This is a genomic window from Cupriavidus sp. IK-TO18 (assembly GCF_015549295.1).
Taxonomy (GTDB): domain Bacteria; phylum Pseudomonadota; class Gammaproteobacteria; order Burkholderiales; family Burkholderiaceae; genus Cupriavidus; species Cupriavidus oxalaticus_A.
In genome coordinates, this window is the sequence record NZ_JADGMP010000032.1 from 48,754 (window position 1) to 65,857 (window position 17,104).

At 66.7% G+C, this 17,104-nt stretch carries 11 protein-coding genes; 4 read left to right on the forward strand and 7 right to left on the reverse strand.

The features are described 5' to 3' along the window. Window positions 1-107: 107 nt before the first annotated feature. The 4 genes from IPF36_RS24770 to IPF36_RS24785 form a co-directional block, all read right to left on the reverse strand. On the reverse strand, window positions 108-1,550 hold the full coding sequence (locus IPF36_RS24770; protein ID WP_133093491.1) for an efflux transporter outer membrane subunit: 1,443 nt from the start codon (window positions 1,548-1,550) through the stop codon (window positions 108-110). Next, window positions 1,547-4,732 carry an efflux RND transporter permease subunit gene (locus IPF36_RS24775; RefSeq protein ID WP_135706015.1) on the reverse strand — a complete coding sequence of 1,062 codons (3,186 nt, stop codon included), beginning with the start codon at window positions 4,730-4,732 and terminating at the stop codon, window positions 1,547-1,549. Before IPF36_RS24775 ends, IPF36_RS24770 begins: the two co-directional genes overlap by 4 nt. Beyond that, complete coding sequence (locus IPF36_RS24780; protein ID WP_195431126.1) at window positions 4,729-5,988, reverse strand: efflux RND transporter periplasmic adaptor subunit; 1,260 nt, start codon at window positions 5,986-5,988, stop codon at window positions 4,729-4,731. Before IPF36_RS24780 ends, IPF36_RS24775 begins: the two co-directional genes overlap by 4 nt. 196 nt (window positions 5,989-6,184) lie before the next feature. Further along, window positions 6,185-8,575 (reverse strand): carbohydrate-binding family V/XII, encoded by a 2,391-nt coding sequence (locus IPF36_RS24785; RefSeq protein WP_195431028.1) that lies wholly within the window; start codon window positions 8,573-8,575, stop codon window positions 6,185-6,187. A 284-nt stretch (window positions 8,576-8,859) separates the two neighbouring features. On the opposite strand from IPF36_RS24785, the gene IPF36_RS24790 reads away from it, so the two are divergent. Then, on the forward strand, window positions 8,860-10,005 hold the full coding sequence (locus tag IPF36_RS24790) for a metallophosphoesterase (RefSeq protein ID WP_133093488.1): 1,146 nt from the start codon (window positions 8,860-8,862) through the stop codon (window positions 10,003-10,005). A gap of 103 nt (window positions 10,006-10,108) precedes the next feature. Here IPF36_RS24790 and ettA read toward each other — a convergent pair whose 3' ends face one another. Continuing rightward, window positions 10,109-11,776, reverse strand: coding sequence for an energy-dependent translational throttle protein EttA (gene ettA, locus IPF36_RS24795; protein ID WP_029048366.1), 1,668 nt, complete (start codon window positions 11,774-11,776; stop codon window positions 10,109-10,111). Between the two features lie 136 nt (window positions 11,777-11,912). On the opposite strand from ettA, the gene IPF36_RS24800 reads away from it, so the two are divergent. Beyond that, complete coding sequence (locus tag IPF36_RS24800; protein WP_133093487.1) at window positions 11,913-12,131, forward strand: hypothetical protein; 219 nt, start codon at window positions 11,913-11,915, stop codon at window positions 12,129-12,131. A gap of 49 nt (window positions 12,132-12,180) precedes the next feature. Further along, the gene (locus tag IPF36_RS24805; protein WP_133093541.1) at window positions 12,181-12,675 is read left to right on the forward strand and encodes a M48 family metallopeptidase; all 495 of its coding nucleotides are present in this window, start codon (window positions 12,181-12,183) and stop codon (window positions 12,673-12,675) included. A 98-nt stretch (window positions 12,676-12,773) separates the two neighbouring features. On the opposite strand, the gene IPF36_RS24810 is transcribed toward IPF36_RS24805, so the two are convergent. Then, window positions 12,774-13,226, reverse strand: coding sequence for a PA2169 family four-helix-bundle protein (locus tag IPF36_RS24810; RefSeq protein ID WP_133093486.1), 453 nt, complete (start codon window positions 13,224-13,226; stop codon window positions 12,774-12,776). A gap of 371 nt (window positions 13,227-13,597) precedes the next feature. After that, entirely contained in the window at window positions 13,598-16,327 is a 2,730-nt protein-coding gene (locus IPF36_RS24815; protein ID WP_195431031.1) for a UPF0182 family protein, read from the reverse strand. A 544-nt stretch (window positions 16,328-16,871) separates the two neighbouring features. Between IPF36_RS24815 and IPF36_RS24820 the strand changes: the two genes are divergently transcribed. Beyond that, window positions 16,872-17,060 carry a hypothetical protein gene (locus tag IPF36_RS24820; protein ID WP_135706018.1) on the forward strand — a complete coding sequence of 63 codons (189 nt, stop codon included), beginning with the start codon at window positions 16,872-16,874 and terminating at the stop codon, window positions 17,058-17,060. Window positions 17,061-17,104 lie beyond the last annotated feature (44 nt).

Below are 17,104 nucleotides of genomic sequence, written 5' to 3' on the forward strand. Positions count from 1 at the left end.
CGGTTTGGTCATCTCTCCCGCTGAGGGGAGAGTGAGAACACCTTGCTTGGGCCAGCTCGGGCGGCTTGGAGCACCCAACACCGTCGGCTTCGGCTTCGGCTTCGGTCCTACCTCGCCAGCACCTTCGCATCCCCTTGCATCCCCGCCTCGCGCACGGCCTGCGGCACCGACGGCCAGCCGCCGCCCAGCGACTTGTACAGCGCCGCGGTGCTGGTCAGCACGTCGACCTGGCCCTGGATCGCCGCCAGTTGCGCATCGAACAGCTTCTCGCGCGCATTGGTGACCTCCAGGTAGCTCGAATACCCGCCCTCGTACCGGGCAAAAGCCTGGTCGGCATAGATGAACAGGCTCTGTTCCTGCCGGCGCAGGCTGCCCAGCCGCGTGCGGGTCTCGACGCCGTTGGCCAGCGCGCTGTTCACATCCGCCAGCGCCGCGAGCACCGTGCCCTGGTAAGCGAACATGGCCTGGTTGCGCTGCGCGGACGCGGTCTGCACCTGCCCGCGGATGGCGCCGCCCTGGAAGATCGGCTGGGTCAGCCCCGCGCCGAACGCCCACACCCGCGACGCGCTGTCCCACAGCGCGCCCGGCGACGCCGCCACGGCGCCGAACAGGCCGCTCAGGTTGACCGCCGGCAGGTACAGCGCCTGCGCCGCGCCCAGCTGCGCATTGGCGGCGATGGCGGCCTGCTCGGCCTGCAGCACATCGGGCCGGCGCGAGAGCAAGGCGGCCGGCAGGTCGGCGCCGACTGGCGGCGCCTGCAGCTCGTGGATCGGCTTGCCACGCTCGATCGGGCCCGGCGGCCGGCCCAGCAGCACCGACAGCGCGTTCTCGGTCTGCGCGATGCTGGCACGCAGCGGCGGGATCGAGCCCTCGGCCACGTAGTAGTCATTCTCGGCCTGTGCCAGTTCAAGCTGCGAAATCACGCCGCCTTCATAGCGCTGGCGGAAGATATCCAGCCCGCTCGCGCGCGATGCCAGCGTCTGCTGCGCGACATCGAGCTGCGCATCGAGCCCGCGCAGCGTGGCATACCCCTGCACCACGGAAGCCGCCAGCGCCAGCACCACGCCGCGGCGCGCGTACTCGGCATTCCACAGGCTGGCCTCGGCCGCCTCGGCCTGCCGGCGGATGCGGCCCCACAGGTCGATCTCCCAGTTGGCGTTGGCCAGCAACTGGTAAGTATTGCCGGTGCCGCTGCCAAACTGCGTGCTGTTCAGGCTGCCGATGCTCTGGCGCGCGGCCGACGCGGAAAGATTGAGCTGCGGGAAAAAGCCGGCGCGCGCCACCATCAGCTGGCCACGGAATTCGTCGATGCGTGCGGCGGCGATGCGGATATCGTAGTTGCCTGCCAGCGCCTCATCCACCAGCGCGTTCAGCACCGGGTCGCTGAACTGGTTCCACCAGTCGCTGTCGGCGGCGATCGCCAGCGCGCCGGTGTCGAGCCGGTACTGCGACGCGTCCGGGGTCTCGGGGCGCTGGTAGTTGGGGCCGATCGCGCAGCCGCCCAGCGTTGCCGCCGCACAGGCCGCCAGCATCCACACGCGCGGGCTCATAGCGTTTCTCCGGCCGACGGCGCGGTGGGTGGAGTAGTGGGTGGCTGCTGTGCATCGCCGGCCTTGGCGGGCTTCCTGGGCTTGCCTTCGGACATGCGCTCCAGGCCCCAGAAGAACATCGGGATAAAGAACAGCGCGATCACCGTCGCCCCGAGCATGCCGCCGATCACGCCCGTGCCGAGCGACTGCCGGCTGGCGGCCGAGGCGCCGCTGGCGATGGCCAGCGGCACGCAGCCCAGGATAAAGGCCAGCGAGGTCATGATGATCGGCCGCAGGCGCAGCTTGGACGCGTGGATAGCGGCATCGTAGGCGCTCAGCCCCTCCTTCTCGCGCATTTCCACCGCGAACTCGAAGATCAGGATCGCGTTCTTCGCCGCCAGCGCGATCAGCACGGTCAGGCCGATCTGGAAGTAGACGTCGTTCTCCATGCCGCGCATCAGGATGCCGAGCAGCGCGCCGAACAGCGCGAACGGCACCGCCAGCAGCACGCCCAGCGGCAGCGACCACTTCTCGTACTGCGCCGCCAGGATCAGGAACACCATCAGCAGGGCAAAGGCGAAGACGTAGACCGCGGTGGAGCCGGCGGTCTTTTCTTCATAAGCCTGGCCGCTCCAGGCATAGGCGTAGCCCGGCCCCAGCACCTCCTGCGCCACCTCCTCCATGGCCGAGATAGCCTGCCCCGAGCTGTAGCCCGGCGCGGCGTCGCCCATGACCTTGGCGGCCGGGAAGTTGTTGAAGCGTGTGACGATGTCCGCCCCCGGCACATACTTGGTGGAGGTCACCGCCTTGATCGGCACCATCTCGCCGTTGTGGTTGCGCACGTAGACCTTGTCGAGGTCTTCCGGGCGCGAGCGGAACTCGGGCTCGGCCTGCAGGATCACCTGGAACAAGCGGCTGTTCTTCGGGAACTGGCTCACGTAGAGCGAGCCGAACATGGTCTGCAGCGCAGAATAGACGTTCTCGACCGGCACGCCCTGGGTCTCGGAGCGCTCCCGGTCGACTTCGACCAGGAACTGGCGCGAGCGCGAATTGATGGTGGAGTTCACGCCGGTCAGCTCCGGCCGCTGGCGGGCCTTGGCGATGAACTCGTGGACCTTCTGCTCCAGCTGCTGGTAAGTCCCGTCCGCTGTGCTCTGCAGCCAGAACTCGAAGCCGCCGGTGGTGCCCAGGCCCGGGATCGAAGGCGGATTCAGCGGGATCACGACGCCGTCCTGGTAGCGCGAGAATTCCCGCATCGACTTCTGGATCAGGTCGGCCGCGGACTCGCCCTCGCCACGCTCATGGAAGCCCTTGAGCGTGATGAACAGCGTGCCGGCATTGGCCTTGTTCTGCGAATCGATCAGGCTGTAGCCATCGACCGTGGCCACCGATGACACGCCGGGCTGCCTGGACAGCCAGGATTCGGCCCGGCTCGACAGCGTCTGGGTGCGATCCAGGCTGGCCGCGTCCGGCATGACCACCGCGCCGAACAGGTAGCCCTGGTCCTCCACCGGCAGGAACGAGGTCGGGATGCGCATGAACATGACCACGCTGACCGCCACCATCGCCAGGATGATGGCGATCGACATCACCGTGCGCCGGATCACGATCTGCAGCGACCTGTCATAGCCGGCAATGAGCCGGTCGAAGGAATTGTTGAACCAGGTGAAGAAGCGGTTCTTCTTGTGCTGGCCGGGCTTGAGCAGGATCGCCGCCATCGCCGGCGACAGCGTCAGCGCGACCACGCCGGACAGCACCACCGAGACCGCGATGGTGATGGCGAACTGCTTGTACAGCTGCCCGGTGATGCCCGACAGGAACGCCACCGGGATGAACACCGCCAGCAGCACCAGCACGATCGCGACCACCGGGCCGCTGACCTCGTCCATCGCCTTCTTGGCCGCCTCCTTGGGCGGCAGGTTGAACTCCGTCATGTTGCGCTCGACGTTCTCGATCACCACGATCGCGTCGTCGACCACGATGCCGATGGCCAGCACCATGCCGAACAAGGTCAGCATGTTCACCGAGAAGCCGAACGCGCTCATGCCGACGAAGGCGCCGATGATCGACACGGGCACGGCCAGGATCGGCACCAGCGTGGCGCGCAGGCTCTGCAGGAACAGGAACACCACCAGGATCACCAGGATCACCGCGTCGCGCAGCGTGTGCACCACCTCGTCGATCGACTCCTGCACGAACTCGGTGGTGTCGAGCGCGATCTCGTACTCCAGCCCGGGCGGAAAGCTCTTCTTCAGCTCCGCCAGCGTGGACCGCACCTGCTTGGCCACATCCAGCGCATTGGCTCCCGGCTGCTGGTACACCGCCAGCAGCGTGGCGGTCTTACCGTTGTAGCGGCTGCGCAGCGAGTAGTCCTTGGACCCGAGCTCGGCGCGGCCGATGTCCTTCAGGCGCACCAGCGCGGCGTCGCCGGACTGCGCGCGCAGGATCATGTTGTCGAACTCGGCCGGCTCGGTCATGCGGCCCTTGGTGGCGATCGGGAAGGTCTGCTGCACCGGCCCGGTGGTCGGCGACTGGCCGATGCGCCCCGCGGAGAACTGCTGGTTCTGGTTGGAGACCGCGTTCTTGACGTCCTCGGTGGTGATGCCCAGCGACGCCATGCGGTCGGGCCGCAGCCAGATGCGCATGGCGTAGTCCGGGCTGCCGAAGATCGACGACTGGTTGGCGCCGGGAATGCGCTTGAGCGCATCCAGCACGTAGATGTTGGCGTAGTTGCCGACGAAGGTCTGGTTGTAGCTGTTGTCGGGCGAGTAGATGGCAATCACCATCATGAACGCCGACGACCGCTTCTGCACCGAGACGCCCTGCGCCGTCACGGCATCGGGCAGCGTGGGCAGCGCCAGGTTGACGCGGTTCTGCACGTCCACCTGCGCGAGCTCGGGGTCGGTGCCGATCTCGAAATACGTGGTCAGCGTCAGGTCGCCGGTCGAGGAACTCGTCGAGTTCATGTACATCATGTGGTCGGCGCCGTTGACCTGCTGCTCGATCGGCGCGGCCACGTTCTGCGCCACCACCTCGGCGCTGGCGCCGGGGTACTTGGTCGTGACCGTGATGGACGGGGGCGTGATATCCGGGAACTGGGCGATCGGCAGCTTGGTCAGCGCCACCAGGCCGCCCACCGTGATGATGATGGACAGCACCGATGCGAAGATCGGCCGGTCGATAAAGAAATGGGCAAGCTTCATGGCTTGCCCCCGGTGGAGCCCGCCGCCTGCTGCGCGCCTGCACCGGATGCAGCCGGAGCGGCCGGAGTGGCCGAGCCCGCGGCAGCAGGCTGGGCACCCGTGGGCTGGGCACCGCTGGCCGCGCCATGCGCGGCCAGTTCGGTCGCCGGCACGGCCTTGACCGTCGCGCCCGGCATCAGCCGCACCAGGCCGCTCACCGCCACGCGCTCACCGGCCTTCAGGCCCGAGCGCACCACCCAGTTGGAGCCGGTCCATTCCCCCACGTCGACCACGCGCTGCTGCGCCTTGCTGTCCGGGCCGATCACCCAGACCGTCTGCCCGCGCGGGCCTTGCACGATGGCTTCCTGCGGCACGGCAATGGCCTGCGTGCGCATCGCGCCATGCACCTTGACCCGCACGAACTGGCCCGGCCTCAGCGTGCCCTGCGGATTGGCGACCTCGGCGCGGACCAGGTAGGTGCCGGTTTCCTGGCTGAACGAGGCGTCGGCGAAAGCGATCCTGCCGTGGTGCGGGAACTCCGTCCCGTCGGCCAGCACGATGACGATGTCGAAGGCTTCCTGCGCCGGGTACCGGACCGCCCCCGACTTCTCCGACGAGCGGAACGACAGCACCTCGTTCTCGGACAGGCTGAAGTTGACCCACATCGGATCCAGCTTGGCGACATAGGTCAGCAGGCTGTTGGTGGTATCGATATAGGAGCCCACCTGCCGCTTGGCAAAGCTCGACAGGCCCGCCACCGGCGACTTGATCGTGGTGTAGCTCAGGTTCAGTTTGGCATTGATCACATTGGCGCGTGCCTGCTCCACCGCGGCTGCTGCCTCCTGCTCCTTGCCGGTGGCGTCATCCAGGTCGCGCTGGCTGAGGGCATTGCGCGCCGCCAGCGGGCGCACGCGGTTCAGGTCGGCGCGTGCTGTATTCAGGCGCGCCTGCTGCTGCGCCATTTCGGCCTCGGCCGCCTTCAGCGTGGCCTCGAACGGCTTGGGATCCATCAGGAACAGGGTCTCGCCCGTCTTGACCAGGGCGCCTTCCGTATAGACCCGCTTCTCCAGGAAGCCATTGACGCGCGCACGTATCTCCACCTGCTGCGAACTCTGGGTCTGGCCGACGAAGTCATAGACGAGCGGCACGTCGCGCAGCGCCACGGTGATGACACCCACCTCGGCTGCCGGCGGCGCCACCGCCGCCGGTTTCTCCTTGCTGCAACCCGCCACCAGCAGCAGGGCCAGCAGGCCCGCCACGCCGCACCCGTTAAGCATTGTCCTCACAAAGCCTCCTCCGCCAGCAACCATGGCCGCCCCCGATGCCGGACGCAGCGGCGCCCGCCGCCGATCCTGTGCCTGTTCAGGCAGGTTAAGGCGCGCCCATGGACGCGCCAATTCAATCTTTCTTGTGCCCGTGTTTACTCATTTCGACAGCCGGGACCGGGCTGGCGGCAGTTGTCCGGCCACCGCTTCAGCGCCGGAATCCGCCATGGAAGCCGCCCCCGCGGAAGCCACCGCCGCCACCGCCGCCAAAGCGCCCTGCGCCCTGCCAGTGCTGCGCCATGCCCAGCCAGCGCTGCTGGCCGACCTCGCGTGCCTGGCGCTGCGACTCCAGCCGGCTGGTGGCGTCGTTGTTCGGCTGCACCGGTTCCCAGCCGCCGGCGGTGTGTTTCTGCCAGCCGTCGTCGGTGTGCTGGTACACGGAGCCGTCGTGGCCGGCGTAGACGTTGCCGTTGTTCCACACCAGGGCGTTGTCCTTGCCGGGGTTGGCGACAAAACCGCGGCTGCCGGCGGTGTGCGCGCCGGTCCGGGTGTTGCCGGCAATACCGGCCTCGCCCGCGCCGATGCGGCCGGTCTGCGCGTTGTAGCCCGCCGCCTGGCGTCCGGCCGCGTAGTCGCCGGTATAGGTGTTGCCGGCCACGCCGCCGCGCGCGGCGCCTTCGCGGCCGGTCGACGGTTTGGCGAACGAGCCCTGGTGGCCGGCCGCGTAGTTGCCGGAATATGGGTTGAACGCCGCGCCGCGGCTGCCCTGGTAGCGCGCGCCGGTCGCCGAGTTGAAGCCCGAGGCCGCGCTGCCGCGCCACTCGGTGCCGGTCCAGGCATTCCAGCCTTGCGCATGCGTCACCGTGCCCTGCCCCCAGCGGCCATAGAAATTGGCCTGGTTCACATTGACGTAGTTCCAGTTATACGGGGCGCCCCACCAGTACGGTCCCCAGTACGGCGACGCCGCACCCCAGAACGCACCCGCCGCGAAGCCGAAGGCAAACCCCTCGGCCATGCCGACGCCAAAGCCTGCGCCGTATCCATAGGTAACCGGGTAGCCGTAGTAGACCGCGCCGACGTAGGCCGGATAGACGTAGCCGGTGCCGTACACGACCGTGCCGTCGGGGCTGACCACCACGCCCATGTAGCCGGGGGTGTAGCCGACCACGACGGTGTCAGGCGTGACCGAGTAGATCCGTACATAGGTCACGTAGTGGAGCGGCGAGGCCGGCGGGATGGTGTAGATCGCCGACGGCACCTCGGTGGCGACGCGCCACGGTCCCGACGGTGCGGGCGCCGCGAACCAGACACCATTGGCGACCGCGTAGTAGTGGCTGGCATCGACCTCGATCACCGGCGTGCCCGTGTTCGCCGCATAGCTGAGCGAGGTACCGGTGATCGGCGTAAAGCGCGGCGCGCCGTCGTAGGTGACGTTCAGGCTGGCCTTGCTGCGCGAGACCGTGGCGGTCTGCGGGATGGTGGCGGCGATCTCGGCCTCGCGCGCCTGCGGCGTGCCCGGCACCGACACCAGCACGTTGGCCTTGGGATCGGTCGTCGGGATCTTGGCAAAGTCGGCCGGCAACTCGCGGCCAGGCACGTATTCCCACGGCCCGGTCAGCATCGGCGCGCGGAACCAGCGGCCTGACACCAGCACGTAATACTGGTTGGTGGCCGGGTCGACGAAGATGGCGTGATCGGCGTTGGAGACCGTCAGCAGGCCCACGCCACTGACCGGCGTCATCTGCGGCGCGCCGCTGGTGATCACCAGCTCGGTCGGCCGGGTGGCGAAAACGATGGCCGGTGCCCGCGCCGGGCGCTTGCCGTCCGCGGGCAGCATCGCGTCCGGTTTCATGCCGGCGGCGGCCTTGGTGGCGGCATGCTCCAGCGCCTTCGGCACCGTCGTCATGACCTCCCATGCGCCGCCCGCGGATTCCGAGCGGTACCAGTAGCCAGCGGCCTTCAGGTACAGCTCGCCGCCCGACTCGCGCAGCAGCAGGGCGCGGCTGTTGAGCGCGCGTTCATATTGCGTGCCGGCAACGGCGCGCCAGGCGGGGTCGCCGTCGACCAGCACCAGCAGTGTCGGCGTGGTCGCAAACAGGATCTGCGGGGCGTCGTTGCGGACCGGCACGCGGCCGGCGCGGGCCAGCTGCTGTGACACGGCATAGCTGGCCTGCAACTGGTCCAGCGGCACCGTCAGGCCGTTGGCCGGCAGCCGGGACACCAGCGCCTGGCGTACCCGGTCGGCGGCGTCCGGCCTGGTGGGGACTTCCACGCTCTCGATGCGCAGCGCACTCAGCTGCACCAGCCCGGACGGCTTGTCGATATCGGCGGTGGCCGAAAAATGCACGACGCCGTAGGTAGGCGAGCCGCTCTTCTCGCCTACCGCCACGGCGGCACGGCCCGACAGGCGGTTGCCGTCCCATGTCTCGACCTGCGGCTGGTACAGCTCGACATGGTCGTTGGCGGCGTCGAAATTGCGCGGCCAGGCCAGCGCTGCGGCGGTTGGCTGCGGTGGCGTAGCGGCCTGCGGCGCGAGGGGCGCGAGGGCAAGCCACGCCGACACGATCAGGGCGCTGGTCTGCTTGAGGCGAAAAGGCATGGCTTTCTCCAGCGTGGAGGGCACGATGCAGCACAGCAGGCGGCCCATGCTGGCAATCTAAATTAGGCCGGACAGGCGAACAATCGCATTTGAGAACATTCAGGGCGCTTGCAAAAAAAGACAGATCGGGCCGTCTGCGTGCATGATGCACCGCCCCTGCGGCGCCTGGTGGTCAGGAAGACACCGAGGCGCGATGCGCCGTTGCGCCAGCCACCAGCCGCCGCCCTTGAAGCGACCGCGCCACGGCCTCATCTCCAGTGTTTCCCTGGCTATTGCCGCGCCCCATGCCTCCTCGCACCACGATCCTGACTGCCGCGCTGATCACGGCGCTGCTGCATGCCTACATCGGGCTGCGCCTCTTGCCGGCAATGCCCGTGCCGATGCTGGTCAAGATGCTTGCTGTTGTCTGGCTCGCCCTGTCTTGCGCGCTGCTGCCCGCCGGGCTGCTGGCGCGGCGCTTCAGCCAGCCGTGGGCGGACCGGATTTCCTGGATCGGCATGCTGGCAATGGGATTCTTCTCATCCCTGCTGGTGCTGACGCTGGCGCGCGACGTCGCGCTGGCCGCCGCCTGGCTGGCGGGCAAGCTGCTCGGCTGGCAGGCCGCCGGACTGGCATCGGGCAGCGCCCTCGCCGTGCCGCTGCTGGCACTGCTGGTCACGCTGGCCGGCTATATCAACGCCCGCCGCGTGGCGCGCGTGGTCGAGGTCGACGTGCCGGTGGCCGACCTGCCCGAGGCGCTGCACGGCTTCACCATCGCGCAGATCAGCGACATCCACGTCGGCCCCACCATCAAGGGGCCTTACCTCGACCGCATCGTCGAGCGCGTTAACAGCCTGCAGCCGGACGCCGTGGCCATCACCGGCGACCTGGTCGACGGCACCGTGCGCGAACTGTCCGCGCATACCGCGCCGCTGGCGCGGCTGCAGGCGCGCCATGGCAGTTACTTCGTCACCGGCAACCATGAGTATTACGCCGGCGCGCAGCCATGGATCGACGAACTGCGCCGGCTCGGCCTGCGCGTGCTGATGAACGAGCACGTGGTGGTGGAGCACGGTGGGCAGCCGCTGGTGCTGGCGGGCGTGACCGACTACTCCGCCGGCCGCTTCCATGAAAGCCACCGCAGCGACCCGCACCGCGCCATCGCCGGCGCTCCGGCGCAGGCCGGCGTGCGCGTGCTGCTGGCGCACCAGCCACGCACTGCCGCCGCCGCCGCGGAGGCTGGCTTTGACTTGCAGCTATCAGGGCATACCCACGGGGGGCAGTTCTGGCCGTGGAACCTGTTCGTGCCGATGCAGCAGCCGTACACCGCGGGGCTGGTGCGGCATGGCGCGATGTGGGTCTATGTGAGCAGGGGGACGGGGTACTGGGGGCCGCCGAAACGGTTCGGGGCGCCTTCGGAGATTACGCGGTTGCGGCTGGTGCGAGCGTAGGACTAAGCAGCATCGCCAATGCGCTCGCGAGCGTTACAGCCATAAAAAAGCCATAAAAAAACCAGGCCCGCAGGCCTGGTTCTCTTTCACACTCAGCAGTACCTTACCGCGCAATCGGCTTGTACCGAATCCGCTTCGGCTTGGCCCCTTCTTCACCCAGCCGCTTCTTCTTGTCCGCCTCGTATTCCTGGTAATTGCCCGGGAAGAACTCCACATGCGAGTCGCCCTCGAACGCCAGGATGTGCGTCGCGATCCGGTCCAGGAACCAGCGATCGTGCGAGATCACCATTACGCAGCCGGCGAACTCCAGCAGCGCATCTTCCAGAGCGCGCAGCGTTTCCACGTCGAGGTCGTTCGACGGCTCGTCCAGCAGCAGTACGTTGCCGCCGGCGATCAGCGTCTTGGCCATGTGCAGGCGGCCGCGTTCGCCACCCGACAGCGTGCCGACCTGCTTTTGCTGGTCGCCGCCCTTGAAATTGAAGCGGCCGATATAGGCGCGCGACGGGGTTTCGTAACGGCCAACGGTCAGCACGTCGGCGCCGCCGGAGATTTCCTCGAATACGGTCTTGGTGCCGTCCAGCGCATCGCGGCTCTGGTCGACAAACGCCATCTTCACGGTCGGCCCGATCTTGATTTCGCCGCTGTCCGGCTGTTCCTTGCCGGTGAGCATCTTGAAGAACGTCGACTTGCCGGCGCCGTTCGGACCGATGATGCCGACAATGGCGCCCGGCGGCACCTTGAAGCTCAGGTTTTCGATCAGCATGCGGTCGCCGAAACCCTTGCTGACGTTGTCGAACTCGATCACTTCGTTACCCAGGCGCTCACCGACCGGGATGAAGATTTCCTGGGTTTCGTTGCGCTTCTGGTATTCCTGGCTGTTGAGCTCGTCAAAGCGGGCCAGGCGCGCCTTGGACTTGGCCTGGCGGCCCTTGGGGTTCTGGCGCACCCACTCCAGTTCCTTGTGCAGGGCCTTCTGGCGCGCCGACTCGCTGGCCTCTTCCTGCTTCAGGCGCGCTTCCTTCTGGTCCAGCCACGAGCTGTAGTTGCCCTTCCAGGGGATGCCCTGCCCGCGGTCCAGCTCCAGGATCCACTCGGCGGCGTTGTCGAGGAAGTAGCGGTCGTGGGTCACGGCCACCACGGTGCCCGGGAAGCGCGTCAGGAACTGTTCCAGCCAGTCGACCGACTCGGCATCCAGGTGGTTGGTCGGTTCGTCGAGCAACAGCATGTCGGGGCGCGACAGCAGCAGGCGGCACAGCGCCACGCGGCGCTTTTCACCGCCGGACAGGTGGCCGATCTTCGCGTCCCACGGCGGCAGGCGCAGCGCGTCGGCGGCGATCTCCAGCTGCAGCTCGACGTTGTTGCCATCGCTGGCGGCCAGGATGGCTTCGTACTTGGCCTGGTCGGCGGCAAGCGCGTCGAAGTCGGCGTCCGGCTCGGCATAGGCGGCGTAGATCTCATCGAGCTTCTTGCGCGCCTCGAACACGCCGCCCAGCGCCGCCTCCACCGATTCGCGCACGGTCTGCTCGGGATCGAGCTGCGGCTCCTGCGGCAGGTAGCCGATGTTCAGGTTCGGCATCGGCGTGGCCTCGCCCTCGATCTCCTTGTCGAGGCCGGCCATGATCTTGAGCAGCGTGGACTTGCCCGAGCCGTTCAGGCCCAGCACGCCGATCTTGGCGCCGGGGAAGAACGACAGCGAGATGTCCTTCAGGATGTGACGCTTGGGCGGAACGATCTTGCCCACGCGGTTCATGGTGAAAACGTACTGTGCCATGGGTGCGTGTTGGTATTGGTGCGGGATGGCGGGAGTGTATCAGGCACGCCGGGGCGCGCAGCCGGCCCCAGCCAGCTTTGGCCCCCGCCGGTACAATCGCAGGTTCGACTTTCCGCTGATTTTCCGAGCCATCGCCATGAGCAGACCCGCCCTGACCCTGAAGTTCAAGTGCAAGAAGTGCGCGAAACCCGTCACCCTGTACCTGCAGAAGACGTCCGCGTGCTCGCACATCACTCCGTACCAGGGCTTCTGCAAGTGCGGCGAGATGATGCGCCACGCCACCGGCGACAAGGACGCAGTCGAGTCCTTCGTGAACTCGCTGGACAACAGCTGGATGCATCACCATCACCACTAAGCAGGCTGCAGCAGTGACGGAAACCTGGCGCCCCGCCGGCAAGGACCCGATGCGCTTCCTGGGCGGCTATCCGCCTGAAGTGCTCGACCAGGTGCGCGAACTCGCCGCCGCCGGCCGCCTGGGCGACCACCTCGCCCGCCGCTATCCCGGCCGCCATACCGTGCAGACCGATCGCGCGCTGTACGACTACGCCACCGAACTGAAGCAGGAATTTTTGCGCAGCGCGCCGCCGCTGCATAAGGTCGGCTTCGATGCCACGCTCGACTCGGCGCACAAGGCCTTGGGCCTGCACACCGCGATCTCGCGCGTGCAGGGCGGCAAGCTGAAAGCCAAGAAGGAAATCCGCGTGGCGTCGCTGTTCAAGGAAGCGCCGACGGAATTCCTGCGCATGATCGTCGTGCACGAGCTCTCGCACTTAAAGGAGAGCGACCACAACAAGGCCTTCTACCGGCTCTGCGAACACATGGAGCCGCGCTACCACCAGCTGGAATTCGACACGCGCCTGTGGCTGGCGTGGCGCGAACTGGACAAGGCGGGAAGCTAGTTACAGCTTCTTCGCGAATCGTCGGCCGGATTGGCGAAGTCGCATTACCGCCGGCAACGCGGCGGTAATGCACCTCCGCTTGGTGTGACTGCGAGCCCTCAATGAACCTGCATGCCGCGCATGGCATGTATCCGCTCATGCTGCCGCTTCAACGCGTCATATTGGCGCTGAAGTGTCGCGCTGGCATCGGGTGGCAGTGTCTTCATCATGACGGACTGATACTCGCGCCTGGCGGCATCTTCCTCGTGCTCGCACATTCCCAGCACGGCGTCGTCGTTGTTTGGCTGCAGCATGTGACGGAACGCCATCCAGCCACGGAACAGCGTGCCATTCATGGTGCCCCGGTCGGTCGGCCGGCCGCCCATGGCACTGACCATCGATTGCAATTCCTTCACCGACGCCCGGTAGGTGTCCGCCGTAGCGGTCAGGATGTCGCGAAGCTGTGCATCGCGCACTTCACCGGCACCGCTCATGCAGGCCAGTTCGCTGTCCTTGCCAGCTTCGATCAGCTGGTTCAGCGCCAAGACAGTTTGTTGCTGGTTGTCGCCCATGGCATTCTCCCAACACGCATTCAGGCGACGCGCAGCTTTGGCGCCGCCAGGTAAGCCAAAGGAGGAACCGCCGCCGCGTAACCGGCCGTGAGAGCGGCGTCGCAGACGCCATCGACATGAATCAGCTGGTTCGCGCCGGGCCCCGTTTGCCTGCTCGTTCAGAGGTAAGGCGTGACTACATGATAGGAGATGGCTGAAGCCCGGCGGGATGGCGCCGGCGCCACGATCCCAAGGGGCTATGCTTGAGCGGCAGCAGGAGTACAAGCGGATCATGCGCCATCCACACCTTCAGCCCGGCGCACTCTGGCCGGCCCTCGTGCAGCGCCCCCCTCCCCCAGAGGGCGGCGACAGCGGAGCCTTAGACGGGCCGTTCACCTTTGCCTGTCGGCACCCCCGCCCCCGAGCGCCTCAAGCAGCGGCCGCAAGGCATCGAGTTCCGCGCCGAAGCCGGCCCAGTCCCCTGCTTTCAGGCGCTCGATGGCGCGGTCATAGTGCGCGAGTGCCTCGCGCGCACGGGTGTTCGCAGCGCCCTGCTCAAATATCGCCACCGGGGCGGATCCCCCGAAAAGGGCCGCAAGGGCCGCGCCCAGGGTGTCCTCCATGGCCACGCGATCACCATAGGCGGCGATCACCCGCTTCAGTTCGGGTAACTGGCCGGACTCCGCGCGCAGGTAGAGCGGCGAGACATAGAGGATGGAATTCTCGATCGGCACGACCTGCAGATGGCCGCGGATGACGCGCGAGCCCATCTGGTTCCACAGCGAAATCTGCTGCGAGATCTCGGTATTCTGCTGGATGCGCGCCTCGATCTGGAACGGCCCGTAGACCAGCTTCTCCTTGGGGAAGGTGTAGGCGACAAGCTTGCCGTAGTTGGGCGGATCGGAGCGCGCCGCGAGCCACGCGATCATGTTCTCGCGCTGGCTGGGCACCATCGGCAGCATGAGCACGAACTCGGCGCTCGCTTCCTCAGGCAGCCGCAGGATCATGTAGTAGGGCATCATCCGCTCGGCGGGCGTGTTCCCTGCGCTCATGCCCGACAACTGGCGCGGGAACTCCCAGAGATCCTCGCGGTTATAGAAGACTTCCGCCGCTTCCATGTGGTAGGCGCGGTAGATCTGCGCCTGGACCAGGAACAGGTCTTCCGGGTAGCGGATATGCCGCTGCAGGTCCCGCGGCATTGCGCCCAGCGGCCTGAACATGCCCGGGAAGATGCGCTGGTACACCCGCAGGATTGGATCAGCGGGGTCGCTGACGTAGAAGTCCACCGTGCCGTTGTAGGCATCGATCACTACCTTGACTGCGTTGCGGATGTAGTTGTCGCCGTCGCCGGTGCCAGGCTGCGAGTAAGGGAACCAGCGGCTGGTGGTGTAGGCGTCCTGGATCCAGTAAAGGCGCCCGTCGCTTGCCACGATATAGGGGTCGCGGTCGAGGATGAGGAACGGGGCAATCGTGCGCACCCGGTCCCGGATGTTGCGATGGAGCAGGATGCGGCTCTGCGGCGTGATGTAGCCGCTCAGCAGGATATTGGGATCGTCGAGCTGCCAGGCAAACAGGACCCGGCGCGCCAGGCTGCCGACGTCGATGCCGTCGCGCCCGCGGTAGGCCGTATAGACGTTGTCCTTGCCCTTGGGGTAGTCGAACTCGGGCACACTGCCGTTGACGATGACATAGCCTTTGCCGCCTTCTCCGAAGTAGAGGCGCGGCTCGTGGATGACCGGGCCGCCGTCGGAGAGCGGTGGAATGTCATGCAGATAGAGCAAGGGCAGGCCTTCGGCGGATTTCTCGGTGACCGGCGACATGACCACGCCATTGCCATGGGTGAACAAGAGATGCAGGTTCACCCAGGTCTGGGCATTGGGCGGGATCAGCGCCGGCTCCAGCTCCCGCGCCGACAGCATGACCTGCTGGTAACCGGCGTCGAGTTGGTAGCGGTCGATATCCGTCGCGAGGAACTTGTAATAGGTCCTGATCTCCTGCAGCTGCGCATAGGTATCGCGCAGCGGCTGCAGGTCCCACAGGCGGATATTGTCGATGGTCGGGCGATTGGCCTGGAGTGAGGCAAGATTCAGGTTCTGTTCGACCGGGAACGGCTTTGCCTTGATCTGCGTTACGCCATAGGCCTCACGTGTCAGCGCGATATTGTGTTCGAGGTACGGCGTCTCCAGTTGCAGTTCGTTGGGCTTGACATAGAATCGCTGGAACAGCGCCGGATAGACCGTGCCGAGCAGGAACGCGCTGCCGGCCACCAGGATTGCCCCGGCCGCAGGCACCCGGTAGTCCCGCCAGCGCAGATAGGCCCATGAAGCGGCGGCAGCCGCGGCAGACAGGCTGCACTGCAGCCACAGGACCGGCAGCCCCACATGGATGTCGGTATAGCTCGCGCCGACCACGACGCCGTTGTCGCCATAGAGAAGAAGGTAGCGGTCAAGCCAGTAGGACCACGCCTGCAACGCGAAGAACAAGCCCAGCAACGCGGCAGCATGGATAGCGGCCGCCGCTGAAAGCCCGCGCGGCGGCTGGACCAACGCGATATCGCCGCGCAACCCATAGACCGCGCCGGCAATCACTGCGCAGCAGCCCAGCAGCAGGAGCAGCCAGTTCCTGATTGCAAGATACGCAGGCAGCGAGAAGAAGTAGAAGCCGATGTCCTTGCCGAAGATCGGATCGGCCTTTCCGAATGGAACCTGATTGATGTAGCGCAGCGCAGTGTCCCAGCTCGACAGCTCTCCGACGGCCATCAGCAGCCCTACAAAGACGGCAACGCCGGCAATGGCGGCGCGCCAGGGCAGGCGCATCGCCATCTCGCCGACCGGTTCGCCCCGGGCCTCCGGCGTCCAGGCCTGCGCCTGCCTCGCGCAGCGGTGCGCCAGCCAGCCCGATACCCAGATCGCACCCGCCGACACGCCGAAGACGGCAAGCAACAGCACCGCCTGGGTCGAGAATATGGTGCGGAAAACCCCGGCGTAGCCAACGGAGGTAAACCACAGCCAGTCAACGATGAGGTCGCTGACGCGCCCGGCAGCGACCAGCGCGACGATGACGGCCACTACCCAGGTCGCGGGGCGTCTCAGGCGCGTGGCATCCATCGCTGGCGAGCGCATCGATCATGCTCCTTTGCCGCACTGTCGTCCGTGACCTGCTTGCCTGTGCGATAGGTGCCGCGCGGCAATGCGTGGGTCCGGGCGAATTGTGCAGTCTGATTCATTGTAGGCGAGACGATCGGGAGACAGCGAGCCGTGCCGCCGGGGAAGCCATGCAAAAGGCGCCAGCGCGCCGGCGTGGGCGGGTTGAGAGAGGAGGGGTTTCGGTGTTTGGCTATTTGCCGGCGAACGGCACTCAGGCAGGATGCGGCGTCCGTATGGGAATGCGAAGTGTCTTATCGAATCGCGAGCCAAGGCGCGAGAGACTGAGGCCGTCATCGAACAACGATGACCGGGTGTGGAAGCCCGCGTGTCACAGTTTGATAGTCGCCGTTGGCGACCTTCTTGCCCATTCGGGCTAGCCATTGCTTTATGGCGGGCCGGACGAGACAGCCGCAAGGCTGACCGGCATTGGCTGTGACACCGGGCTTCCACCCTCGTTGTCAGGCCCGCCGCCCTCCCCTCACGTCGCGCGGCAGGCCTTCATCCAACGATCGGAGGTCATATGTCGGGAAACTCGTTATCCACAGCGGCACGGCTGAATCTTGAGTCATTGGCGGCGGGCATCGAAGGCGTGCTTGGCATGCTGGACCAGTTGTGCGACGCATCCGAAGGCTGCTTCAGTGCGCTTTGCCTGCTTCGACTGTTGAAGGCGCAGCTGGAAGGCATATTGGCGGAGGAGCTTGCCGCCTGACGGCCTTGGCCGCTGAAGGCTTGCCAGTCCCACTGGTAAGCCCC